Consider the following 21,306-nt stretch of genomic DNA (forward strand, 5'->3'; position numbering starts at 1 on the left):
CCGCGGTTTACCGTTGTTGCTCATCCCCGCGGTCAACGATCCGGTCATCCCCACGGTCAACGATTTGGTTCATGCCCGCGGTTTACCGTTGTTGCTCATCCCCGCGGTCAACGATCCGGTCATCCCCACGGTCAACGATTTGGTTCATGCCCGCGGTTTACCGTTGTTGCCCATCCCCGCGGTCAACGATCCGGTCATCCCCACGGTCAACGATTTGGTTCATCTCCGCGGTTTACCGTTGTTGCTCATCCCCGTGGTCAACGATCCGGTCATCCCCGCGGTCAACGATCCGGTCATCCCCACGGTCAACGATTTGGTTCATGCCCGCGGTTTACCGTTGTTGCCCATCCCCGCGGTCAACGATCCGGTCATCCCCACGGTCAACGATTTGGTTCATCTCCGCGGTTTACCGTTGTTGCTCATCCCCGCGGTCAACGATCCGGTCATCCCCACGGTCAACCACCGCGGTTCGACCCCCAGCGCACCAACCACCGACTCGAGAAACATGTCGCCTCGGAACGAGGACGCGCACCTGCGGGCGGTGGAGCGGTTTTGGTCGGTGCCCTGTCCGGGCTGGGGTCGAGCATGATCGGGGGGCCGTAAGCTGTTGCGACTCGGTCAGGGCTCTTTGGGCCTGACCGCAATTTGGCCGAGTGGCCCCCCGGTCTTGCTCGACGCGGGTCCCTGTCCGGGGAGGTGGGTAAAACCGCGGAGCCGCCCGCCCCCGCCCCGGCGGGGTTGGTTCTGAGTTGTACCGGCGCACCCTCCTCCGCTGCGGGGGAAGTCTTGTCTTGTCCGTACCGCCCCGGCCTTAGCTTTTCCGCCCATCGGGCGGCGGCCGACGAGGGCGAAGCCCCAGCCGGGGCGCAGACAGGAGGCGGGGCGCGCGCCGGAGGAAGGCCGGCGCCGCCCGCGCTGTGCGCGGCACCCCGAACCTTGTGTGAGGCTGCTCTTGAGTAGTTCAGGAGGCCGGGAATCTTCGCCGGATCTCCGATCCGCCGTGATGTGCCTTCCCGTTGGGCTCCGCCCACCTCCCCGCCGAGCGGAGCGAGGCGCCTTGAACCCGTAGAGAAGGTTTTTACGCACTCCCGTTTCCTCCTGCGCCCCCGCCGCGCTCTGCCTCCAGGCTCGCCGGACGCCTATGATCGGCAGGCTCTGAACTGACTGCTGTTCACATCCTCGGTGCGGGGGCCATGGATACGATCACCCAGCTAGTGACCATCGCCGCTGTCGTGCTCGGCGGGTTGACCACCTACGCGACGAACCACCTGATGGAGCGCAGCAAGCGCAAGGACGGTCTGCGGCTTCGCTGGGACGAGAAGAAGCTCGACGCGTACGCGGATTACGTCGGACGGGTCCGGACCTCGATCCACATTGCGGTGCTCCTGTACGAGGTGCGGGAGGAGATCCGGGAGATGCCCCGCTCAGAGCATGAGTTGTCGCTGGAGCTGACCGAGGCCGGCGGAGCGCAGGCGATGGCGTTCGAGCGGATCATGTTGCTCGCCGGGGATGAGGTGATCGAAGCGGCCCATGGCGTTCAGGAGACTCTCGCCGCGATCGGCTGGCAGGCTCGGGGCCTGGTCGACGGCACTCTCGCGGACTGGCGTGCGCTGCACACCGAGGCGTTCAAGGCGATCAACCGGTTCCATGAAGCCGCCCGCGCAGACCTCGGCGTTCGGGGCCGCTTCGAGGGAGAACAGCACACCGCCCGCGGGCTTCTGCTACCCGGCGCCCGGAACACGGGTGAAGCCGCAGACCGGGCCTGATTCGGGCAGCCGAACGGCCCCGACGCTCACACTGCCGGAGCCGTCTGCGAGCGGTTGTGCTCAGGCGGCGTCGAGCCGCCAGTTCTCCATTGCCAGCAGCGACTCCGCCCGGGCCTGGATGACTCCCATGCGGGCCGAGCGCTCGACCTCTTGGTTGTGCGCCGCCTGGTGGGTGCTCTGCCCCGGCCACTTCCGGTACAGGAGTCCGGTCTCCTCGATGAACCACCCACGGCTGACCGCGTTGAGCGACATCAGCAGCCCGGTGTCCTCGGAGGCCGGAAGCGCCATCCATCCGCCGAGCGCGAGCAGCAGGTCCCGCCGAACGCACAGCGTCGCCGGGTGCACCTGGGCGCGGAAGTCATGGGCCTTCCAGTGCGACAGCACCTCGCCCCGCTCGATCGGCCCCGCCGGCGGGTCCTGGTCGAAGCCGACCGTGCTGCCGTCCGGGAGGAGGTCGAGCACGCGCGATGTCGTCCACGCCACGTCCGGTCGACTGGTTAGAACCGCAACATCACGGGCGAGCGTGCCCGCGGGCAGCTGGTCGTCGGCGTCAAGTACCTTCACGAACTGCCCGGTGGCCCTGGAGAGCCCCATGGTCCGCGCCATGCCCGCCCGACCGTGCCGACCCTGGCCGAAGCTGATCCGAGCGTCGTCCGGCACGTGCGGGGCCACGTCGTCCGTCTCGCCGTCCTGCTGGATCACCCACTGCCAGTCCCAGCCGTCCGGGAGATCCTGATCGAGCAGCGACTTGTAGGCGTCCGCCAGGTACTCGGCGCTCGGCCCGTAGACGGCCGTGATCACGGTTACGAGATTGGTCATGCTCACCACCTGTTCAGCTTGGTCGTGTAGACCATCTCGGTGCGGTCACCGGGCAGCACTACGTCGGCGACTTCCACCACGCGGTCCGTCGTGTCGACGGAAGTCTTCCGGAGAACGATCACTGACACACCCACCGGCAGGCCGAGTTCCTCCGTCTCCTCAGGCGTCGGCGGCCGCGCTCGGAAGGTCTCCACGATGCGGTCCAGCTCGATGCCGACGGTGAACAGCTGGTTCTGCGTCCCACCTGGCCACGGCTCCAGGTCCTCGCGGAGCAGATCCGGGTTCCCGGAAATCAGGTCCAGGAGCAGGTACGACCGGGCCACATTGAACGGCGCATGCTCCTCGCTGTGGCGGGTGCGGTAGGTGCGCTGCAGAAGCATGGTGCCTTCGGGAACGCCGAACTCAGCAGCAAGATCTGTGTCGGCCGGAACCTGCTCGTACTTGGCGTTGAACACCAGGTCATTCACCGTGAGCCCGGTGTCGTGCTCGGTGGCTCCGGTCTTCTGCCGCTCCGCCTGAGACTGGCGGGCGCGGTCCTTCTCCCACTGGTGACGCAGGTTGTCCCGCTTGGCCGGGATCGGCTGCCGGCGGACGAAGGTGCCCCGGCCGTGCTGCTTCTCGACCAGCCCCTCGGCCGCAAGCACCCCAACGCCCTGCCGGACGGTCGGCACGCTCACCCGGTACTGATCGGCGAGCGCCGTTTCTGCGGGCAGCCGGTCACCCGGGCCCAGCTCGCCGGCCTCGATCTGGCGCCGGATATCGGCAGCGATCCGCTCGTACTGGTTGGCCATGGTGCTGGTCACCGTCCTGTCGTGGTCTCGCGCCCATCCTAAGTCCTAAAGAGGTGTTGACGACTAGCTGAGGAGCCGTCATAGTTTTCACCACGGCAACTCCTAATGAGGACTTGAAGACAAGATCTCAGGAGGTGCTGATGACGCCCGGCATCTGCCGTGGTGAGGCTGCTCCGAGGACGACGAATCCCTCGGTGCCAGACGAAGGAGCTCAGCTCATGCGCTTCATCCCCGTCGACACGACCGCCGCGCTGGTGATGGTCGCCCAGGCGCCCCGTCCGAAGCTCAAGGACCGCCGCACCGGCGAGATGGCCATGGACGCCGAGACCGGCGCGCCGCTGGTCACCCTGGACGTCACGTTCGTGGCCAACGGTGAGGCCGACATCCTGTCCCTGACCGTGCCGCAGCCCGGCATCCCGGAGGGCCTGGCGCCGGGCATGCTGGTCACCCTCACCCGGCTCATCGCCCGGCCGTGGGAGAACGAGTTCAACGGCCAGAAGCGCTCCGGCATCGCCTTCCGTGCCGACGCCGTGACGGTCTCCGCCCCGGTCCTCGCCAGCGCGAACGCCTGATCGCCGTGAACACCCTGACGACGGCGCTCCTGGAGCTGGGCGCTCCCACTGCGGTCCTCGGCTCCGGCGCCCTCTACGCCAGGGCCAAGATGCCCCGGACGTACTGGGCGACGGTCGGCATCCCGCTGACCATCCACCGCATCCGGCACGACTACGAGAACGTCATGGAGGCCTGCGGGCTGACCGTAGAGCCCTCGTTCTGGCGCGCCATGGCCTCGTCCGCCACCAACCGGCCGGCCAAACCCGCGATGCCGAAGATCCGCAGCATGCAGATGAGTTCGACCGGCCTTCGGGTTCGGCTCCGGCTCGCCCGGGGCCAGCAGACGAAGGACATGGCCGACGCGGCCGAGCGGCTGCGGCACGCCTGGGAGGTCCACGCGGTCCACGTGTCGGAGGTCAAGCCCGGCGTGGTGGAACTGCGGATAGTCGGGTTCGACGTGCTGCGCAACGTGCGCATGCCGCGCCGGGCCACGGCCAAGTCCCGTGAGCTGCTGCGGGTCCCGGTCGCGTTGCGAGCCGATGGCACCGTGCATCACCGGGACTACCGACAGGCTCCGAACGGGCTGAACCTCGGCGCCAACCAGTCCGGCAAGTCGATGTTCACCCGCAACCTGGTTCACGGCCTCGCCCCGCAACCGGTTGCCCTGGTCGGGATCGACTGCAAGCGCGGTGTCGAACAGCGCCCCTTCGCGCCGCGGCTGTCCGCGCTGGCCACCGACCAGAGTGAAGCGCTCGGGTTGCTGCTCGCGCTGCTGGTCGAGATGGACGACCGGTACGACCTCATCCGGGACCACCAGGGTGTTCCCGGATCGGTCGCGGCCGAGGACCTGACTGCGGACATCTGGGGTCTGCCCGAGAAGATCCGGCCGGTGCCGATCGTCGTCCTGGTGGACGAGATCGCCGAACTCTTCCTCGTGGCCAGCAGGGCCGATGAGGAGCGGCGGAACCAGATCGTCACCGCGCTCATCCGGCTCGCCCAACTCGCCCGCGCCGCCGGCATCTACCTGGAGATCGCCGGTCAGCGCTTCGGCTCGGAACTGGGCAAGGGCGCGACCCTGCTCCGCTCCCAGCTCACCGGCCGCACCGTCCACCGGGTCAACGACCTGGAGACGGCCAAGATGGGGCTCGGGGACATCTCCGATGCCGCCGTCGCGGCCTCCACTCAGATCAGCCCGGACATGCCCGGTACCGCCGTCGCCGGCGACACCTCCGGCATGTGGTTCCAGATCCGCACGCCGTACCGCTCGCTCACCGAAGTCGCCGAGCGCTGCGCAGAGTTCGCGCACCTGACGCCCGACCTGGACCGCTTGGCGGCCTTCCGCCCGCAGGTCGCCCACCCGGTCATCATCCCGCCGGCGCCCTCGACGCCGCCGGACCTGATGCCGGTCTCGCTCGGCAAGTAGCGATACCTCACCCAACAGCCGGCGCGACTGCTTCGCGCCAAGTCCCTACCCCACCACGCCCAGAAACGAGGAGATCACCAATGTTCTGCGAGCACTGCGGCGACGAGGACGGTGCCGAGACCGGCATCGACCACGACGAGCGCGACTGCCCCTGGTACGGCGCCACCGACTCGGACGAGGAGTAACCGCCATGTCCCGCAAACCGTCCATCTCCGAGATCGGCGCCTTCCTCGGCCACCTCAAGGCCACCCGCGCGCAGCACGCCGACACCGGCCCCCTGCTCGCCGAGAAGGCCGACATCCTGGAGCGCATCGCCGAGGCCAACCCGGACGACCGCGACGCCGCCCAGATCGCCCGCGAAGCCCGTGCCGCCGCCGACCGCGCCCAGCGCAACAACGGGTGACCCGGTGGCCGCCCGCAAGCGCACCGCGCCGCCGAAGCCCTCGCCCTGCGAGCCCTGCAAGGGCACCGGGCAGATCACCGAGACCGTGTACGCCGGCCGGGGCACTCGCCGTCGCCGGATCGCTGAGCAGGAGGCCACCTGCCTCGACTGTCTCGGCACCGGCACCGCCCTCGCGTAACCCGACTTCGATGGGACGGGCGGTCGACCACCACATCGCCGCCCGGTCCGTACCCCACATGGGAGACAAGCCATGAAGCAGGACACCTACCACTGCGTCCTCACGATGCAGAAGACCACGCACGGGGAGACCGCCCTCGGTACCTTCTCCGACACCATCAATCCCGCGCCCGGGATGACCCGCGCCGACATCTTCAACCTGGCGATCACTCAGCTCACACGACACCAGCCCGCGCTGACCGGCGGCGCGGTCCTGTTCTTCGCCCTCGACAAGAACCAGATCTGACGGGGTCCGCCATGCGCCGACTCCCCAAGCTGGACGCTGTACTGGCACAGGCGGTGATCGCCGCCGCCCTCTCGTTCGCCCACCTGCACGACCTTGCCGACGCCGCCGGCCAGACCGGTTGGAAGTCCTGGGCCTACCCGGTGTCCGTCGACCTCCTGCTCGTCGCCGCCTGGCGCCGGATGCGCTCCGGCACCGCCCGCCGGCTCGCCTGGTGCTGGTTCGTCATCGCCCTGGCCGCCTCGCTCGGCGCCAACGTCGGCACCGCCGGACTGCTCGACCTCGGCAACGCCCCGGCCTGGCTCCGCGTCCTGGTCGCCGGCTGGCCCGCCGCCGCCTTCCTCGGCGGCACCCTGCTCGCCCACTCGACCGCCACGCCCGCCGACGAAACCCCGGTCGCGGAGCTCGAACCGGACGACACCGAGACCGATGACGTCCAGCCGCTCTACGTCCCGGCCGCCGAGCCGATCACCGAACCGGTCATCGAGTCGACGCCCGTCGATCCGCCCGCGGCTGTCCCGGCGATCGAACAGGCTCCCGCCCCGGCGCCGACTTCCTTCCCCGGCGTGGCCCCGGCGCCCACGGTCCCGGTCCCGGCCTTCCTCCTCGACCACGCCCGCAAGGTCGCCGACGACCACCGCAACCGCACCGGCACCCCGATCGACGCCGCCACGCTCCGAACCCTGCTCGGCGTCAAAGACCCGCTCGCCTCGGCGCTCGCCGCCGAACTCGCCTGAAGGGCTCACCTGGTGAACATCCAGCTCCCGTTCATCGTCGTCCTCGCGATCGTCGCCTGGCTCATCGTCCGGCACCTCCGGCTGCGCTGGTGGGCCGTCGCCGCGCTCGTCCTCCTCGGCTTCTACCTCGCCGACACCTCCGCCGCCCCGTTGATCGGCAACACGACCCACGACGGCGTGACCGTCATCAACAAGACCACCACCAAGTAGCCAGTCAGAAAGGACAGTTCACCATGAAGACCACCGTCCGCCTGCCGCCGTTGATCACCGTGGACGGCTCCGGCCTCATCGCCGAGATCGAGGCGTACCTGGCCTCGCTGCCCGCCCCGGCCCGCATCGCGGTCCCGTATGTCTCGCCGCTCGGCTCCACCCTCCAGGCCTGGAACGCCGGCTACCCGACGCCCCGGCTCACACTCCTCGACCGACTCACCCACCGCCCAGCCCGCCCGGTCCCGGTGAGCTCCGCCGGCCACCTCCGGCTCACCTCCCGCTACATCGACGCCTTCGGCTGGCTCCAGGGCGCGATGTGGGACTCCGCCGGCCGAGTCTGCCTCCTCGGTGCTCAGGCCGCCGTCCTCGCCCACGGCTACGGCACCCCGGCCACCGTCACGACCGCCCGGGTGCAGCTCATGGAGATCCTCCACGCCACAGGCCGCCCTGTCCGGTCCCCGGACGAGTACAACGACCGCCCCACCACCCGCCAGGCCGACATTCACCAACTGCTCGACCGGGCCGCCGCCCGCGCCCAGCGCCTTGGCCTCTGACTTCTCCAGGACGGCCAACACGCCGCCAGCATCCCGCCGCCCGGAGATCGCAACCCCCACCCCGCCCATCACGAAGGACCGCAGATGGATCTGCCCACGGCTTTTGCTGCCGCTGTCCCGCTGATCGGATGGACCACCCACAGCGTTTGGCTGAGCCAGCGTCTCGCCACCGCCCGCCGCGACCCGCTCACCGGGCTCCACACCCGCGACGGCTTCACCGCCCGCGCCCACCGACTGACCCAACGCCGCCCGGACCGCACCTCGGTGCTGCTGATCGACCTGGACGACTTCAAGGCCACCAACGACACCTACGGCCACGCCGCCGGCGACGCGGTCATCACCGCCACCGCCGACCGCCTGTCCACGTGGTGCGGCCGCACCGGCATCGCCGCCCGCCTCGGCGGGGACGAGTTCGCCGTCGTTGCCCTGGACGCCCCGTCGCGGCTGCCCGAACTGCGCGCAGCCCTTAACCGGCCGGTCCCGTACGCCGGCTCCATGCTTCCGGCCTCCGCCTCGGTGGGCATCTGCCCCATCGCCGAGCTGCCGGTCGTCTCGCTCACGGACGCGCTCCGCTCCGCCGACCGGGACATGTACGCGCACAAGCGCGACGGCCGCACGACTCGCCGCCGCTGACTCCAAGACCGGCCCCGGGGCGGCAACACGCCGCCAAGCATCCCGCCGCCCCGAGGCCGCAACCCCTTCCCGAACCGAAGCCCACGAAGGAGAGCACCATCATGCCGCAGCACAACCACGCCCCGAACCGGATCTGCCCGAACTGCTCCGGCTTCGCCGCCGTCGCCATCGCCACCGGCGTCCGTCTCCGCGACGGCTCCCGCCACACCGTCCCGGTCACCTGCCCCACCTGCGAGGGCATCGGCACCGTCGCCCGCCCGCTTGCCACCACCGCCAAGGCGGCCTGACCGGTGGCCCTCCTCGACTGGCGCGACTCCAAACACTGGGCCCCGAAGCCCGCCCCCTGCGGCGTCTGCGACAAGCCCACCAACCTCCGCTCCGACCGCGGCAAGCCCGTCCACAAGGTGTGCGCCGAGGAGTGGATCGACCGCCACCAGAAGCCTGCCGACCCGTCCTGACCCGCTCGCCCCGGAGTCTGCGCCTGGGCTCCGGGGCCCTTCCTCGCTCAGGAGGTGAACCGCATGACCACCACCACCGCGCCGCCGATCGCCGATCTCCTCAGCCTCGCCCAGCTCGGCACCATGCCCGCCCTCATGCGGCAGCTCTCCGGCCTCGCCGGCTGCACCTCGCCCGTCCGCCTCGACGGCTGGCGGACCGAGATCAACGAAGCCACCGGACAGGTCCTCCACCACTTGGAGTCCGCCGACCTGCCCGCCGGGAACCTGCTGCTGCGCTGCGGCAACCGCCGAGTCACCCGCTGCCCATCCTGCGCCGAGACCTACCGGCGTGACACCTACCACCTGATCACCGCCGGACTCGTCGGCGGCAAGGGCACCCCGGAGACCGTCACCGCGCACCCCCGGGTGTTCGCCACCTTCACCGCGCCCAGCTTCGGCCCCGTCCACAACCGGCCCGGCTCCGGCGCCTGCCGCTGCGGAACCGCCCACCCGGCCGACGACCCGCTACTCGGCTCACCGCTCGCCCCGGAGACCTACGACTATGAGGGCGCGGTCCTGTGGAACGCCCACGCGGGCAAGATCTGGGCCCGGTTCACGATCCACCTGCGTCGAGAGATCGCCAAGCTGGCCGGGCTGTCACAACGTGCCTTCAAGGACGTCGCCCGGGTCTCGTTCGGCAAGGTCGCCGAGTACCAGAAGCGCGGCGCGATCCACTTCCACGCCGTCGTCCGCCTCGATGGCCCCGAGGGTGGCGACACATCCCCGCCCGCCTGGGCGACCCCCGACCTGCTCACTGATGCCATCCGTGCCGCCGCCCACCGGGCCGACATCCCCGGTCCACTGGTCGACGGCCGACAGCACCGCTTCGCCTTCGGTCGGCAGCTCGACATCCGGACGATCCGCGGCACCGACTTCACCGGCACCGTCCAGATCACCGAACGCGCTGTCGCCGCCTACATCGCCAAGTACGCGACCAAGGGCGCTGAGGCCGCCACAGGCACCCTGGACCGACCCGTACGGCTGCTCGCCGAGATCGCCCAACACGACATCCCCGAGCACGCCCGCCGGCTCATCCGCACCTGCTGGAACCTCGGTGCCCGCCCCGAACTGGCCGAACTCCGCCTCCGTGCCTGGGCTCACATGCTCGGCTTCCGCGGCCACTTCTCCACCAAGACCCGCAAGTACTCGACCACCCTCGGTGCCCTCCGCGACGCCCGCACCGCCTGGCGCCGCGCGCAGACCCTCGAACGTTTCCACGGCCCCGACGCCCCGGTTGCCGAGGAATCGACGCTCGTCCTCGCCCACTGGACCTTCGCCGGTCTCGGCCTCACCCGCGGCGAAGCCTGGCTCACCCAAGCACTGCAACCCGCACCCGGCACGGAAGGAGAACCGACCAATGGCTGACCGCCTGTTGACCGCAAAGCAGGCTGCCGAATTGCTCGGCACCTGGGATACCAGCGGGGAGCGCTTCCCCCGCCGGCTGATCGCCGAACGACGCATCGCCTACGTCAAGCTCGGCCACCACGTGCGCATCCCGGCTTCGGCCGTAGACGCGTTCATCGCCGAACGGACCGTGCAGCCGGTGACCGCCCGCCGTCGCCCGGCCCGGAAGGTGGCGTGATGGCCAACTCCCGGGGCAACCGCCGGCGCTTCGGTTCGGTCCGCAAGCTCCCGTCCGGCCGCTTTCAGATCCGTTACCCCGATCCCGTCACCGGCGTGATGCGCCCTGGGGAGGAGACCTACCCCACCAAGACCGACGCCGAGGTCGCCCTCACGCTGATCGAGGCGGACATCAAGCGCGACCAGTGGACGGACCCGGATGCCGGGAAGGTGACGCTCGGCGACTTCGCCGACGAGTGGCTCAAGGACCGCAAGCTGGAGGAGACCAGCAGGGAGCGGTACGAGGGCGTCCTTCGACTGCACATCAAGCCTGCGCTCGGCGGGAAGTTCATCTCCGAGATCACGGCCGCCCGCGTCCGCACGTGGCGAACTCGGCTTCTTGAAGCTGGAGTTGGCGAACCTACCGTGGTCAAGGCGTACCAGCTCCTCCGCAGCATCATGACCACCGCCGTGGACGATGAGCTGATCAAGCGCAACCCGTGCCGGATCAAGGGCGCCGACACCTACGACGTCCCGGAGCGTCCGGTCCTGACCATCCCCGAGGTGTACGCCGTTGCCGCAGCCATCCAGCCGCAGTGGCGGGCGCTCGTGCTGCTGACCGCGTTCACCACGCTCCGGTTCGGCGAGCTGGCCGCGCTTCGTCGGCGGGACGTCGACCTGGACGCCCGAATCCTCTGGGTCCGCCGGAATCAGGCCGAGCTGAGCAGCGGCAAGCTGATCACCAAGGCGCCCAAGAGCCGTGCCGGCTTCCGCCCGGTCTCGTTCCCGGACCTGATCGTCCCGGACCTCGAACGCCACATGGAGCGTCACGCGGGCAAGGGGCAGGATGGGCTGTTCTTCGTCGGACCCCGGGGCGGCACACTCCGCCGGAGCAACTTCCGGGATGACTGGACGGCCGCCAAGGCCAAGGCCGGTGTCTCCCCGGATGTGCACTTCCACGATGTCCGGCACACCGGCAACAACATCGCCGCGCAGAACGGCGCCAGTACCCGGGAGCTTATGACCAGGATGGGCCACAGCACCACCCGGGCCGCGCTGGTCTACCAGCACATGACCAGCGACCGGGACCGCGCCATCGCTGACCGCATGGGCGAAGCCGTTCGCCAGGCGCTACTCAATGAACCGCCAACAAGGGGCTCGGGGGCATCTGAGTAGCGGGACCACTTGCACGCAACTCAAGCAGCACCCCCGCCGGCCAGCTCTGTCCGCGCCACCCCGCGCGCACAGAGCTGGCCTTCCGGCGTCACAGGGGAGACGACTTTCAGATTCGGGCCTCGACCTGTCAGCGCCATGATCTAGGGTCTGGCCATGACGACCTCCCTCGGCCCGATGGCTCCCGGCGACATCCGCACTCGGGCACAGATCCGACAGGAATTCGGAGGAAGCCCGCAGGGTGGCATCTGCCCCTCGGGCGAAAAAAAGAGTGTCAATCTCTATTCTGATCCAAGCGTCGGGGAGCACGTCGGCTACTACGACGGGTGGCTAGCAGAGGAAGACGAGCTAGGCCCTGTCTTTGAATATACCGGGGCGGGACTGACTGGCGACCAGACATTTGAGGGAACGCTCGGGCTAGGCAACCGGGCAATCCTCCGCCATGCCGAGCAAGGCCGAAAGCTGAGGGTATTCATCCGCGCAGGCACCGTCAAGGGAACCGCGACGGCGACGCACCGTTATGTCGGCGCCTTCAACCTTGACCAGCGCCTTCCGTACGTCTGGCGGAGGGTGCGTGGAGAAAATGGCGAGGTACGAAGCGTAATCGTCTTCCGCCTCCGACCAGATGGCGCATTCGAGAGCTCTACAGCGGATGCCCTCCCTGCGGCCACGGAAACCACGGCTGACTTCGTCCAGTTTCAGCCGATCACGGCATCGATGTTGAACTCGGGACCAGCAACCCAAGGGGCGCTATCCCTTCCGGCGCAACGGGCCGGAGCAAAGGGGTCAAGTAAGAAGCGGACCGCGCACGCATCCACCGAGGGCATCTTTGTCGTATCCGAGGCTTTCAACACGGAAATGAGCCTCAGGGCCGCGACCGCAGCAAGCATCGCCGTTCGCCGTGAGGCCGCGCTGACAAAGTCGTACAGGGCCCACTTGGAATCAGCTGGCCATCAGGTGGGTGCATTTCAGATCAGAGTCGAGGGTCTGAGCTCAACCCTTCGCACCGACCTCTACGACGCCACCGCTCACGTCCTCTACGAAGCAAAGGGCTCAAGCTCGCGCGAGGACGTACGCATGGCCATCGGCCAACTGCTCGACTACGGCCGATACGTGAAGACAGACACTCATCCACACGAGCCTCGCCAGGTGGTACTGCTTCCCACAGCTCCAGACCCGGACATTCGCGCCCTGCTTGAGCGCCACCAGATCGGCTTGGTGTACCAGCTGAGCAATGGCCAATTCACCGGCCCGGACATCCCGGCCCTGCTCTAGTCACGATGGGCGCTGCTCCAACCGCTGACCACCGCTAGCAATTGGAGCAGCATCCGGCACTTTCTAAAAGCTCCATTTCTTTGCAGCAAACCCCAACGGTGTCACACCGGAATAGGGCACCAGGTCCAGCGGGTGCATCCACGCATCGGAGAAATGGATGTTCAAATGGAGAGCCATGGGCAACAAAATGTCCTGATCCGGCACCGCATCCACCTGCATGAGCGATGACCCCGGCGACGGCGACCTGTCAAGATTGCCGTTCTTGGGATCGGTCCATTGCAAGTGACCTTCACCAAGGACCCACACGCTGTCCGGCCACTCGATTGGGTCGCGCCCCGCGCACCAATCCATCAGATGGTCACCAATTGTCCCAAGCTTGAGACTGCCGAAGGCAACGATCATCCCAGATGTCGGGAAGAAGCTAAACTTCCTGCCATACGCCGATGTGGAACGAGGAATGAGCCCCGGAACTGGCCGGTAGGCCACTTTTCCAAGCCTGCGAACCTTGGCGATCTTTTCGCAGGCATCCACCAACTGTGCCTTGTCGAGTTTCGTCTTTACCTCAACCACGCCGTAGACGCACTCATTAGGAATGATTCTATAGCCGTTGAGCGTGGTGAACGGCGGCGTCCCTCGGTCAATAAGTACGATGTCGCACTGAGGCGAAACCTGCCCGGCAGAGGCCACAATCTCAGCACTGTGGACAGCCTCAACATGCGACGGCAGGTAGCCCGAGAAGAACTCACGTACCAGCGCCTCGCGTGACGCGCCGGCCTCACCGTTGTGGTTGAAGTTCCGGGACTGCTCAAAGTCGGCATGCATCTTCTTGGCCACAGAGCCGAGGATCATGCCGAGCTTCTCTTGGGTCATGATCGGATCCTAGGCTCCTCCGTGTGGCCGCGGCCGGTCGTTGCAGCTTCTCGTCGGCGACTTCTGGCACGCACGTGGCACAGCCCGAGCAGGACCGCAGCAACGACGAAGGGCCGGCTCCCCCGGATCACCCCGGTGAGCTGGCCCTTCTGCCGTGTCCGGCGCTGAGCCCCCTGTCGGGTTCGAACCGACGACCCCCGCTTTACAAGAGCGGTGCTCTGGCCAGCTGAGCTAAGGAGGCACGGTGGCCGTCCGCGAAGGATCACGGCGGCACCGGGGGCAGTCTACCGGGCCGGGGTGGCGGAGTGGGGGGATATCCGGGGGTTGGCGGGGTGGGTGGGGGTGGGCGGGCGTGATGGAACCGATGCCGAAATCGGGGCGGAGGGGGCTGACAAGGGGCGGGAGCGCAGGTAGCGTCGCGGGGAGTCGGCTCGTGTAGTGGTTCAGACCACTGGCGGGTCGACGGAGACGAACGAACCCCTTTACTCGGATCGTCCGGCACGTTCCTGCCGGTGAAGGAGAGAACGACCATGGCTTCTGTCACGTACGACCAGGCGACCCGGATCTACCCGGGGGCCACCAAGCCCTCGGTGGACGCGCTGGACCTGGAGATCGCGGACGGCGAGTTCCTCGTGCTGGTCGGCCCGTCGGGCTGCGGCAAGTCGACCAGCCTGCGCATGCTGGCCGGTCTGGAGGACGTCAACAGCGGCGCGATCCGGATCGGTGACCGGGACGTCACCCACCTGCCGCCGAAGGACCGGGACATCGCCATGGTGTTCCAGAACTACGCGCTGTACCCGCACATGACCGTCGCCGAGAACATGGGCTTCGCGCTCAAGATCGCCGGCGTGAACAAGGCGGACATCCGCACCAAGGTCGAGGAGGCGGCGAAGATCCTCGACCTCACCGACTTCCTGGACCGCAAGCCGAAGGCGCTCTCCGGCGGTCAGCGCCAGCGCGTCGCGATGGGCCGCGCGATCGTCCGCCAGCCGCAGGTCTTCCTGATGGACGAGCCGCTGTCGAACCTGGACGCCAAGCTCCGCGTCTCGACCCGCACCCAGATCGCCGGCCTGCAGCGCCGCCTGGGCATCACCACCGTGTACGTCACCCACGACCAGACCGAGGCGCTCACCATGGGCGACCGGGTCGCGGTGCTCAAGGACGGTCTGCTGCAGCAGGTCGACACCCCGCGCAACATGTACGACAAGCCCGCCAACCTGTTCGTGGCCGGCTTCATCGGCTCGCCGGCCATGAACCTGGTCGAAGTACCGCTGGTGGACGGCGGGGTGAAGTTCGGCGGCTCGGTGGTCAACATCTCGCGCGAGAACCTGGCCGGGGCCGGCACCGACAAGACGGTGATCGTCGGCATCCGCCCCGAGCACTTCCAGATCGTCGACGCCGGCGGCATCGAGGGCGTCGCGGTGACGGTGAACGTGGTCGAGGAGCTCGGCTCGGACGGCTTCGTCTACGGCACCACCCAGATCGGCGGCGTGGACAAGGAGTTGGTCGTCCGCGTGCCCGGCCGCCAGATCCCGACCCGCGGCGAGACCATCCACGTCGTGCCGATCGCCCAGGAGACCCACGTCTTCGCCACCAGCAGCGGCGTGCGCCTGAGCGTCTGCGACTGAACCGGCCGAACCGGCCGAACCGGCCGAACCACTGAAGGCCGCTGAAGCGGCCGAGCGCGACGGAGCCCGTCGGACCCTTTCCGGTCCGGCGGGCTCCGTCCGTACACCTCCACGTCAACACGGTGCAGGGACGAACCCGGACACCCTGTCACTCGATGGTGTAACGGAGGGCTATCCGGCCCGCACTCACCGCTACTCTCCTGAGGGTGAAGCAGCTTGTGCGCCGTATCGGCCAGACCGTCGCCCTGACCCTGCCGGTCGTCCTGGTGACCACCGGCACCCTCGCCGTGACCCGGGTCCCGTGGGCCCCACCGACCGGGCTCGACCAGCAGGTCGTGGCGGCGTCCAGCGGCGACGGCGCCGGGATCGGGCGCTCCGCCACCGCCGCCACCAAGACGGACGGGCTCGCCCCGCAGGAGTCGCTGCGGGTGGCGCTGCTGGACGAGCTGCGCGCCAAGAACCCGTCCGCCGCGCTGGACCTGCTGGAGCGCTCGATGCGCGAGCAGCCCGCGCTGACGCCGTACTGCACCTCGCTGGCCACCGAGCTGGGCAAGGCCGCGGTGCGCAAGTACCAGGGCGACGTGCAGCGGGCCCGTTCCTTCGCCCGCCCGGTCTGCGACGGCTCCTTCGCGGCCGGCGTCGTCGGCTGAGGGCCCCGGTCCGGCTGATCGAAGCGGACCGCCCGGCGCGGCCGGGCGCCCTATTGTTCAGGCATGACCGCTGACTCCGGCCCCACCGCCGACCCCGCGTCCCCGCCGTCCCACCAGCCCAGGCCGACCACGACGCCCGTCACCCAGGCCGTGATCCTGGCGGGCGGCCAGGGTTCCCGGCTGCGCCCCTACACGGACGACCGCCCCAAGCCGCTGGTCGAGATCCCGGGGACGGGCACGCCGATCCTCGGCCACCAGCTGGCCTGGCTGGCCGCCGAGGGCGTCACCGACGTCGTGGTGTCCTGCGGCCACCTCGCCGACGTGCTGGAGGAGTGGCTGGACACGGCGGACCTGCCGCTGCGGGTCCGCACGGTGGTCGAGGCCGAGCCGCTGGGGCGCGGCGGCGGCCTCAAGCTCGCGGCGAAGGCGCTGCCCCGCCCGGACGAGCCCTGGTACGCCACCAACGGCGACATCTGGACCCGCTTCAGCCTGCGCGACATGGCCGCCTTCCACCACGAGCGGGACGCCGTCGCGACGCTCGCGCTGGCCCGGCCGCGCATCCCCTGGGGCGCCGTGGAGACCGACCAGTTCGGCAACGTGCTGGACTTCATCGAGGCCCCGCCCTCGCCCTTCCTGATCAACGCCGGGCTGTACGTGTTCAGCCCGGAGTTCGCCGAGCTGCTGCCGGACGTGGGCGACCACGAGCGCACCACCTTCCCCCAGCTCGCCCGCGGCAAGCGGCTCGCCGGCTACCAGCTGGCGATCGGGGTGTACTGGCGCGCCATCGACACGGCGAAGGACCTCACCGAGGCGGCCAAGGAGCTCGCCGCCTACCGCGCGGGTCAGAACAGCTAGGGCCCGGACAGCGCTTCGGCCGGGTGCTCCCCCACGGAGCACCCGGCCGAAGCACGTCCGTCGCCTCAGGTGGCGGTCGGCGTCCCCGGACGGGAGGACTGCCCACCGGACAGGTCGGCCAGCGGGCCGCTGCCCAGCACTCCGCCCAGTAGCCCGGAGCCGTTGCTCGGGCTGGGCTTGGGCGCCGTGCCCGAGCCGCCGGGGGCCGGGGTCCGCTGGGCCGACGCGGAGCCGGACCCGGCGGACGGGGCGGCGGGCGCCGGGGAGGAGCCGCCGGCCTCGGCCTTGCCGGAGTGCTTGCCGCTCGGCGAGGCACCGGTGGGCTTGGCGGCGGGGGTGGAAGACGTGGCGCTCGGGGTCGGGGTGGCCGCGTGCGGGGCCACGGCCGGCGGCGAGGTGGACGTGCCGCCGCCCGGGGCGCCGGACGGGCCGCCCGACGGCCAGACCGGGGTGCCGTAGTCGGTGGCCGGACGGTCCGGTGCCTGGTGCGGCCGGGCGCCGGTGCGGACCGCCGCGCCCAGCATCGAGCCGAGCAGCAGGGTCAGGCCGACCACGACGGTGGTGACCACCGCGCCCCGGCGCAGCACCCGGCGGCGCAGGGCGCCCGGCGCGCCGGAGCCGATCCGGCGCCAGGCCTCCAGGTTGAGCCGCCCGTCGAGCGAGGCGAAGGGTGCCCCGGCGATCAGCAGCGGGCTCCAGGCCGCGAGGAAGATCAGGTCGGGGGTGTCGTAGACCGGCACGGCCCGCCAGCTGACGGTGAACAGCAGCGCGGCGGAGAGCAGCATCGCCGCCCCGGCCGCGAGCCGCTGCCAGAGGCCGAGGATGGTGAGCACGCCGGCCACGATCTCGGTGAAGGACACCACCAGGCCGGAGCCGACGGGGTGCGCCATCGCGAAGGAGAGCAGCGGCTCGGCGACCTTCCACGGGTGCAGCGAGGCCAGCCAGCGCACCATCGAGCCGCGCTCGCCGCCGTCGAAGTACACCGGGTCGCAGAGCTTGCTGAACCCGGCGTAGACGGAGAGCGAGCCGAGCACCGCGCGCAGCGGCAGCAGCACCAGGCCGAGGTCGACCCGCCGGCCGGGGTACCAGGGCTGCTTGCCCTCGGCGGCGGCGGCGCAGACCTCGGGCAGTTCGCCGCTGGGGGTCCAGCCGTGCGGTTCGCCGATCGGGCCGACGCCGGCGTCGGTGGCACTGCCGGTGCCCTCGCGCGGCTGGCGGGGGACGGTCCGGGCGCCGACGTAGGCCGGGAGCACCTGGGTGTCGGCCTCGTCCAGGTCGATGCCCGCCGGGGAGCCGTTGGTCCGCACCGCCTCCAGCAGCTGGGTGGCCGCGAAGTCCCCGGGGGCCGCCTGGCCGGTCCAGGTGACGGCGGTGACCCGGCCCTTGCGGCGCGGTGCGCCGCCGACGGCCCCGGCGGCGGCCCCGGCCAGCGCCGGCACGGCGGAGGCGGGCACGACGACCTGCGGGGTGACCAGCGGACGGCGGATCAGGCCCTGGTTGGCGTACGGGTCGCCGAACGCGGCGCCGGTGGACAGCAGTCCGGCCGGGGCCTCGATCAGCGGCGCCACCGGGGCGCCGAACCGGAGCCGGAAGCTCGCCTGGGTGCTGCTGAGGCGCGCGGGGTCCGACGGCACCTTGACGGTGTCGAGCCCTGGGCCCGCGTCTATCCCGGTGCTGCCGCCGCCGAACAGGGGGCGCCGAGGTGTTCTGGTGTCCACGTCCACGCCCGGTCTAACCGGGTGACGGCCGCTTAGGACACTCTCCCGGGTGGATGTCCGGCGCGCACTTGAAGTGATCATGAAAAAAGCGATCGGACCCGGTCGGGCCCGATCGCTTTTCACTCGGTTCGCGGAGAATTCGGAAGATCCCCTGCGGGCGGACCGCCCGCCGTGCTCAGCGCTTGGCGCGCAGTCGCGCGGCCTCGTACAGCACGATGCCCGCCGCGACACCGGCGTTCAGCGACTCGGTCAGGCCGCTCATCGGGATCCGCACCCGCATGTCGCAGGTCTCCGAGACCAGCCGGGACAGGCCCTTGCCCTCGCTGCCCGCGACGATCACGACCGGGCCGGTCAGCAGCTCCAGGTCGCCGAGCTCGGCCTCGCCGTCGGCGGCCAGGCCGACCACCATCAGGCCGGCCTTCTGGTAGGCCTCCAGGGCGCGGGTCATGTTGGTGGCACGGGCGACGGGCAGCCGGGCCGCGGCGCCGGAGGAGGTCTTCCAGGCACCGGCGGTCATGCCGGCCGCGCGGCGCTCGGGGATGACCACGCCGTGCGCGCCGAAGGCGGCCGCGGAGCGGACCACGGCGCCCAGGTTGCGCGAGTCGGTGACCCCGTCCAACGCGATGATCAGCGCGTCCTGGCCGGCGTCCGCGGCCTCGGCCAGCAGGTCCTCGGGGTGGGCGTACTCGTACGGCGGGACCTGCAGCACCAGGCCCTGGTGGTTCATCCCGCCGGTCATCTGGTCCAGCTGGGGCCGCGGGGCCTCCATCAGCGGGATGCCGCGGTCGTTGGCGGCCTGGAAGGCCTCGCGGACCCGGTCGTCGGTGTCGATGAACTGCTGGACGTACAGCGCGTTGGCCGGCACGTCGCCGATCAGGGCCTCGACCACCGAGTTGCGGCCGAAGACCAGCTCGGCGCTGCCCGCGCCGCCGCGACCGCCCCGGCCGGCCCCTGCCCGGCGCATGCCGGCCCGGGACTTGGCGTCGCGCTCGCGCTTGAGCGCGGCGTTGGCGGCCCGCTGCTTGGGGTGTCCCTTGCGCGCCTCACCGGGCGGGGTCGGGCCCTTGCCCTCCAGCGCCCTCCGGCTGTGCCCGCCGGTACCGACAGACGCGCCCTTCTTCGATCCGGGGTTGCGGCGGTTCCTGCGCTGGCTGTTGCCGGCCATGGCTGTACTTCCTGTCTGTCCGGCATGCCCGGCCGCTCCGCTCGGTGCGGCGGCGGCCGACGGCATGCGCTACGTCATGCGGGAGGGCCGCACCGGTCCGGTACGGCCCACCCATCACCCCGATCGTCAGATGGGGTTACTGGCTGTTGATCGTCCAGCGCGGGCCGGACGGGGTGTCCTCGATCACCAGCCCGGCCAGGCCGAGCTGGTCGCGGATGGCGTCCGCGGTGGCGAAGTCCTTGCGCTGACGCGCCGCCTGCCGCTGGTCCAGGACCAGACGGACCAGCGAGTCGACCACGCCGTGGAGGTCCTCACCGCGCTCCGTCCCGGCCCACTGCGGGTCGAGCGGGTCGAGGCCCAGTACACCGAGCATCGCACGGACCTCGGCCAGTCGCGCCACCACGCTCTCCTTGTCGTCCGCGTTCAGGGCGCTGTTGCCCTGGCGGACGGCGGTGTGCACGACGGCCAGCGCCTGCGGAACGCCGAGGTCGTCGTCCATCGCCTCGGCGAAGGCCGGCGGCACCTCGGGCGCCGCGTCGACCGTTCCGCAGCGCTCGACGGCCCGCTGGACGAAGCCCTCGATCCGGCCGAACCCGGCCTCGGCCTCGCGCAGCGCGTCCTCGCTGTACTCGATCATCGAGCGGTAGTGCGCGGCGCCCAGGTAGTAGCGGAGCACGATCGGCCGCCAGCGCCGGACCATCTCGGAGACCAGCACCGAGTTGCCCAGCGACTTGCTCATCTTCTCGCCGGCCATGGTGACCCAGGCGTTGTGCACCCAGAAGGCGGCGAAGTCGTCGCCGTAGGCCTTGGACTGGGCGATCTCGTTCTCGTGGTGCGGGAAGATCAGGTCCAGCCCGCCGCCGTGGATGTCGAAGGCCGCGCCCAGGTACTTGTGGGCCATCGCCGAGCACTCCAGGTGCCAGCCCGGGCGGCCGCGGCCCCACGGGGTGTCCCAGCTCGGCTCGCCCGGCTTGGCGGACTTCCACATCGCGAAGTCGCGCTGGTCGCGCTTGCCGGTCTCGCCCTCGCCCTCGGGCTGGCGCAGGTCGGCCAGCTTCTGGTTGGACAGCGCGAGGTAGTCGGGGTACGACTTCACGTCGAAGTAGACGTTGCCGTCGGCCGCGTAGGCGTGGCCCTTGGCGATCAGCCCCCGCATCATCTCGATCATCTCGGGGATGTGCCCGGTGGCCCGCGGCTCGACGGTCGGCGGCAGGCAGCCGAGCGAGCTGTAACCGTCGTTGAAGGCGCGCTCGTTCTCGTAGGCGATCTGCCACCACGGCGTGCCGAGCTCGCGCTCCTTGGCGATCACCTTGTCGTCGATGTCGGTGACGTTGCGGGCGAAGGTCACCTGGTAGCCGCGGTAGGCGAACCACCGCTGCATGATGTCGAAGTTGAGGCCGGACCGGATGTGCCCGATGTGTGGCGCCGACTGGACGGTAGCGCCGCACAGGTAGATCGAGACACAACCCGGTACAAGCGGGACGAAGTCGCGTACCTGGCGGGTGCTGGTGTCGTACAGACGAATGCTCACAGCGTCAAGCGTAGTGGGCGGCGGGGGGTGCCCCGC

General features: G+C 69.9%; 25 protein-coding genes, 1 tRNA gene and 1 pseudogene. 20 read left to right on the forward strand and 7 right to left on the reverse strand.

What is annotated here, in order from left to right:
- Both ACWCYO_RS25260 and ACWCYO_RS25265 read left to right on the forward strand, forming a co-directional pair.
- Nucleotides 1-589, forward strand: a pseudogene (locus tag ACWCYO_RS25260) (hypothetical protein); the annotation flags it as partial.
- Between the two features lie 625 nt (nucleotides 590-1,214).
- On the forward strand, nucleotides 1,215-1,766 hold the full coding sequence (locus ACWCYO_RS25265) for a hypothetical protein (RefSeq protein ID WP_449785477.1): 552 nt from the start codon (nucleotides 1,215-1,217) through the stop codon (nucleotides 1,764-1,766).
- A gap of 60 nt (nucleotides 1,767-1,826) precedes the next feature.
- On the opposite strand, the gene ACWCYO_RS25270 is transcribed toward ACWCYO_RS25265, so the two are convergent.
- Nucleotides 1,827-2,585, reverse strand: a complete 759-nt coding sequence (locus ACWCYO_RS25270) for a glycosyltransferase family 2 protein (protein ID WP_449785478.1) — start codon at nucleotides 2,583-2,585, stop codon at nucleotides 1,827-1,829.
- Between the two features lie 2 nt (nucleotides 2,586-2,587).
- Nucleotides 2,588-3,376: a GntR family transcriptional regulator gene (locus ACWCYO_RS25275; protein WP_449785508.1), complete on the reverse strand. Its 789-nt coding sequence runs from the start codon at nucleotides 3,374-3,376 to the stop codon at nucleotides 2,588-2,590.
- 218 nt (nucleotides 3,377-3,594) lie between these two features.
- Here ACWCYO_RS25275 and ACWCYO_RS25280 point away from each other — a divergent pair, with 218 nt between their 5' ends.
- The 15 genes from ACWCYO_RS25280 (at nucleotide 3,595) to ACWCYO_RS25350 (ending at nucleotide 12,853) form a co-directional block, all read left to right on the forward strand.
- Nucleotides 3,595-3,948: an SCO3933 family regulatory protein gene (locus ACWCYO_RS25280; protein ID WP_449785479.1), complete on the forward strand. Its 354-nt coding sequence runs from the start codon at nucleotides 3,595-3,597 to the stop codon at nucleotides 3,946-3,948.
- A 5-nt stretch (nucleotides 3,949-3,953) separates the two neighbouring features.
- The gene (locus ACWCYO_RS25285; protein ID WP_449785480.1) at nucleotides 3,954-5,351 is read left to right on the forward strand and encodes an FtsK/SpoIIIE domain-containing protein; all 1,398 of its coding nucleotides are present in this window, start codon (nucleotides 3,954-3,956) and stop codon (nucleotides 5,349-5,351) included.
- Between the two features lie 190 nt (nucleotides 5,352-5,541).
- Nucleotides 5,542-5,754 carry a hypothetical protein gene (locus ACWCYO_RS25290; protein WP_449785481.1) on the forward strand — a complete coding sequence of 71 codons (213 nt, stop codon included), beginning with the start codon at nucleotides 5,542-5,544 and terminating at the stop codon, nucleotides 5,752-5,754.
- A 4-nt stretch (nucleotides 5,755-5,758) separates the two neighbouring features.
- The gene (locus tag ACWCYO_RS25295) at nucleotides 5,759-5,932 is read left to right on the forward strand and encodes a hypothetical protein (protein WP_167352978.1); all 174 of its coding nucleotides are present in this window, start codon (nucleotides 5,759-5,761) and stop codon (nucleotides 5,930-5,932) included.
- 72 nt (nucleotides 5,933-6,004) lie between these two features.
- A complete protein-coding gene (locus tag ACWCYO_RS25300) occupies nucleotides 6,005-6,217 on the forward strand; it encodes a hypothetical protein (protein ID WP_449785482.1) in 213 nt (70 codons plus the stop codon).
- Nucleotides 6,218-6,228: 11 nt separating this feature from the next.
- On the forward strand, nucleotides 6,229-6,951 hold the full coding sequence (locus ACWCYO_RS25305) for a DUF2637 domain-containing protein (protein WP_449785483.1): 723 nt from the start codon (nucleotides 6,229-6,231) through the stop codon (nucleotides 6,949-6,951).
- 12 nt (nucleotides 6,952-6,963) lie between these two features.
- Nucleotides 6,964-7,161, forward strand: a complete 198-nt coding sequence (locus ACWCYO_RS25310) for a hypothetical protein (protein ID WP_449785484.1) — start codon at nucleotides 6,964-6,966, stop codon at nucleotides 7,159-7,161.
- 23 nt (nucleotides 7,162-7,184) lie between these two features.
- Entirely contained in the window at nucleotides 7,185-7,715 is a 531-nt protein-coding gene (locus tag ACWCYO_RS25315) for a DUF6197 family protein (protein WP_449785485.1), read from the forward strand.
- An 84-nt stretch (nucleotides 7,716-7,799) separates the two neighbouring features.
- Nucleotides 7,800-8,348 (forward strand): GGDEF domain-containing protein, encoded by a 549-nt coding sequence (locus tag ACWCYO_RS25320; RefSeq protein ID WP_449785486.1) that lies wholly within the window; start codon nucleotides 7,800-7,802, stop codon nucleotides 8,346-8,348.
- Nucleotides 8,349-8,449: 101 nt separating this feature from the next.
- Nucleotides 8,450-8,635: a hypothetical protein gene (locus ACWCYO_RS25325; RefSeq protein WP_045703916.1), complete on the forward strand. Its 186-nt coding sequence runs from the start codon at nucleotides 8,450-8,452 to the stop codon at nucleotides 8,633-8,635.
- 3 nt (nucleotides 8,636-8,638) lie between these two features.
- On the forward strand, nucleotides 8,639-8,806 hold the full coding sequence (locus ACWCYO_RS25330; RefSeq protein WP_167352977.1) for a hypothetical protein: 168 nt from the start codon (nucleotides 8,639-8,641) through the stop codon (nucleotides 8,804-8,806).
- A gap of 63 nt (nucleotides 8,807-8,869) precedes the next feature.
- On the forward strand, nucleotides 8,870-10,210 hold the full coding sequence (locus tag ACWCYO_RS25335) for a replication initiator (RefSeq protein WP_449785487.1): 1,341 nt from the start codon (nucleotides 8,870-8,872) through the stop codon (nucleotides 10,208-10,210).
- Nucleotides 10,203-10,427 carry an excisionase family DNA-binding protein gene (locus ACWCYO_RS25340; protein WP_449785488.1) on the forward strand — a complete coding sequence of 75 codons (225 nt, stop codon included), beginning with the start codon at nucleotides 10,203-10,205 and terminating at the stop codon, nucleotides 10,425-10,427. Before ACWCYO_RS25335 ends, ACWCYO_RS25340 begins: the two co-directional genes overlap by 8 nt.
- Complete coding sequence (locus ACWCYO_RS25345; protein ID WP_449785489.1) at nucleotides 10,427-11,581, forward strand: tyrosine-type recombinase/integrase; 1,155 nt, start codon at nucleotides 10,427-10,429, stop codon at nucleotides 11,579-11,581. The genes ACWCYO_RS25340 and ACWCYO_RS25345 overlap by 1 nt, the downstream gene beginning before the upstream one ends.
- A 153-nt stretch (nucleotides 11,582-11,734) precedes the next feature.
- Nucleotides 11,735-12,853, forward strand: a complete 1,119-nt coding sequence (locus ACWCYO_RS25350; RefSeq protein ID WP_449785490.1) for a hypothetical protein — start codon at nucleotides 11,735-11,737, stop codon at nucleotides 12,851-12,853.
- Nucleotides 12,854-12,916: 63 nt separating this feature from the next.
- On the opposite strand, the gene ACWCYO_RS25355 is transcribed toward ACWCYO_RS25350, so the two are convergent.
- The gene (locus ACWCYO_RS25355) at nucleotides 12,917-13,723 is read right to left on the reverse strand and encodes a DUF6602 domain-containing protein (RefSeq protein ID WP_449785491.1); all 807 of its coding nucleotides are present in this window, start codon (nucleotides 13,721-13,723) and stop codon (nucleotides 12,917-12,919) included.
- Between the two features lie 167 nt (nucleotides 13,724-13,890).
- Nucleotides 13,891-13,964, reverse strand: a tRNA-Thr gene (locus ACWCYO_RS25360).
- Between the two features lie 289 nt (nucleotides 13,965-14,253).
- Between ACWCYO_RS25360 and ACWCYO_RS25365 the strand changes: the two genes are divergently transcribed.
- From ACWCYO_RS25365 to ACWCYO_RS25375, 3 genes are all read left to right on the forward strand, one after another.
- Nucleotides 14,254-15,351, forward strand: a complete 1,098-nt coding sequence (locus tag ACWCYO_RS25365) for an ABC transporter ATP-binding protein (RefSeq protein ID WP_270146163.1) — start codon at nucleotides 14,254-14,256, stop codon at nucleotides 15,349-15,351.
- A 206-nt stretch (nucleotides 15,352-15,557) separates the two neighbouring features.
- Nucleotides 15,558-16,001, forward strand: a complete 444-nt coding sequence (locus ACWCYO_RS25370) for a hypothetical protein (protein ID WP_270146161.1) — start codon at nucleotides 15,558-15,560, stop codon at nucleotides 15,999-16,001.
- Between the two features lie 63 nt (nucleotides 16,002-16,064).
- Nucleotides 16,065-16,856: a nucleotidyltransferase family protein gene (locus tag ACWCYO_RS25375; protein ID WP_270146159.1), complete on the forward strand. Its 792-nt coding sequence runs from the start codon at nucleotides 16,065-16,067 to the stop codon at nucleotides 16,854-16,856.
- Between the two features lie 65 nt (nucleotides 16,857-16,921).
- Here the strand turns inward: ACWCYO_RS25375 and ACWCYO_RS25380 are convergent, their stop codons facing one another.
- The 3 genes from ACWCYO_RS25380 to cysS form a co-directional block, all read right to left on the reverse strand.
- A complete protein-coding gene (locus ACWCYO_RS25380) occupies nucleotides 16,922-18,574 on the reverse strand; it encodes a DoxX family protein (RefSeq protein ID WP_449785492.1) in 1,653 nt (550 codons plus the stop codon).
- Between the two features lie 175 nt (nucleotides 18,575-18,749).
- Nucleotides 18,750-19,739, reverse strand: a complete 990-nt coding sequence (gene rlmB / locus ACWCYO_RS25385) for a 23S rRNA (guanosine(2251)-2'-O)-methyltransferase RlmB (RefSeq protein WP_270146156.1) — start codon at nucleotides 19,737-19,739, stop codon at nucleotides 18,750-18,752.
- Between the two features lie 136 nt (nucleotides 19,740-19,875).
- Entirely contained in the window at nucleotides 19,876-21,270 is a 1,395-nt protein-coding gene (gene cysS / locus ACWCYO_RS25390; protein ID WP_449785493.1) for a cysteine--tRNA ligase, read from the reverse strand.
- Nucleotides 21,271-21,306: the final 36 nt, after the last annotated feature.

The organism is Kitasatospora sp. NPDC001683 (genome assembly GCF_053596495.1).

What these genes read in the sequence shown, in the direction of transcription:
- ACWCYO_RS25270 (WP_449785478.1), bottom strand. Translation starts at nt 2,585, where the DNA reads ATGACCAATCTCGTAACCGTGATCACGGCCGTCTACGGGCCGAGCGCC.
- ACWCYO_RS25275 (WP_449785508.1), bottom strand. Translation starts at nt 3,376, where the DNA reads ATGGCCAACCAGTACGAGCGGATCGCTGCCGATATCCGGCGCCAGATC.
- ACWCYO_RS25280 (WP_449785479.1), top strand. Translation starts at nt 3,595, where the DNA reads ATGCGCTTCATCCCCGTCGACACGACCGCCGCGCTGGTGATGGTCGCC.
- ACWCYO_RS25290 (WP_449785481.1), top strand. Translation starts at nt 5,542, where the DNA reads ATGTCCCGCAAACCGTCCATCTCCGAGATCGGCGCCTTCCTCGGCCAC.
- ACWCYO_RS25300 (WP_449785482.1), top strand. Translation starts at nt 6,005, where the DNA reads ATGAAGCAGGACACCTACCACTGCGTCCTCACGATGCAGAAGACCACG.
- ACWCYO_RS25305 (WP_449785483.1), top strand. Translation starts at nt 6,229, where the DNA reads ATGCGCCGACTCCCCAAGCTGGACGCTGTACTGGCACAGGCGGTGATC.
- ACWCYO_RS25315 (WP_449785485.1), top strand. Translation starts at nt 7,185, where the DNA reads ATGAAGACCACCGTCCGCCTGCCGCCGTTGATCACCGTGGACGGCTCC.
- ACWCYO_RS25320 (WP_449785486.1), top strand. Translation starts at nt 7,800, where the DNA reads ATGGATCTGCCCACGGCTTTTGCTGCCGCTGTCCCGCTGATCGGATGG.
- ACWCYO_RS25325 (WP_045703916.1), top strand. Translation starts at nt 8,450, where the DNA reads ATGCCGCAGCACAACCACGCCCCGAACCGGATCTGCCCGAACTGCTCC.
- ACWCYO_RS25335 (WP_449785487.1), top strand. Translation starts at nt 8,870, where the DNA reads ATGACCACCACCACCGCGCCGCCGATCGCCGATCTCCTCAGCCTCGCC.
- ACWCYO_RS25340 (WP_449785488.1), top strand. Translation starts at nt 10,203, where the DNA reads ATGGCTGACCGCCTGTTGACCGCAAAGCAGGCTGCCGAATTGCTCGGC.
- ACWCYO_RS25345 (WP_449785489.1), top strand. Translation starts at nt 10,427, where the DNA reads ATGGCCAACTCCCGGGGCAACCGCCGGCGCTTCGGTTCGGTCCGCAAG.
- ACWCYO_RS25350 (WP_449785490.1), top strand. Translation starts at nt 11,735, where the DNA reads ATGACGACCTCCCTCGGCCCGATGGCTCCCGGCGACATCCGCACTCGG.
- ACWCYO_RS25355 (WP_449785491.1), bottom strand. Translation starts at nt 13,723, where the DNA reads ATGACCCAAGAGAAGCTCGGCATGATCCTCGGCTCTGTGGCCAAGAAG.
- ACWCYO_RS25365 (WP_270146163.1), top strand. Translation starts at nt 14,254, where the DNA reads ATGGCTTCTGTCACGTACGACCAGGCGACCCGGATCTACCCGGGGGCC.
- ACWCYO_RS25375 (WP_270146159.1), top strand. Translation starts at nt 16,065, where the DNA reads ATGACCGCTGACTCCGGCCCCACCGCCGACCCCGCGTCCCCGCCGTCC.
- rlmB (WP_270146156.1), bottom strand. Translation starts at nt 19,739, where the DNA reads ATGGCCGGCAACAGCCAGCGCAGGAACCGCCGCAACCCCGGATCGAAG.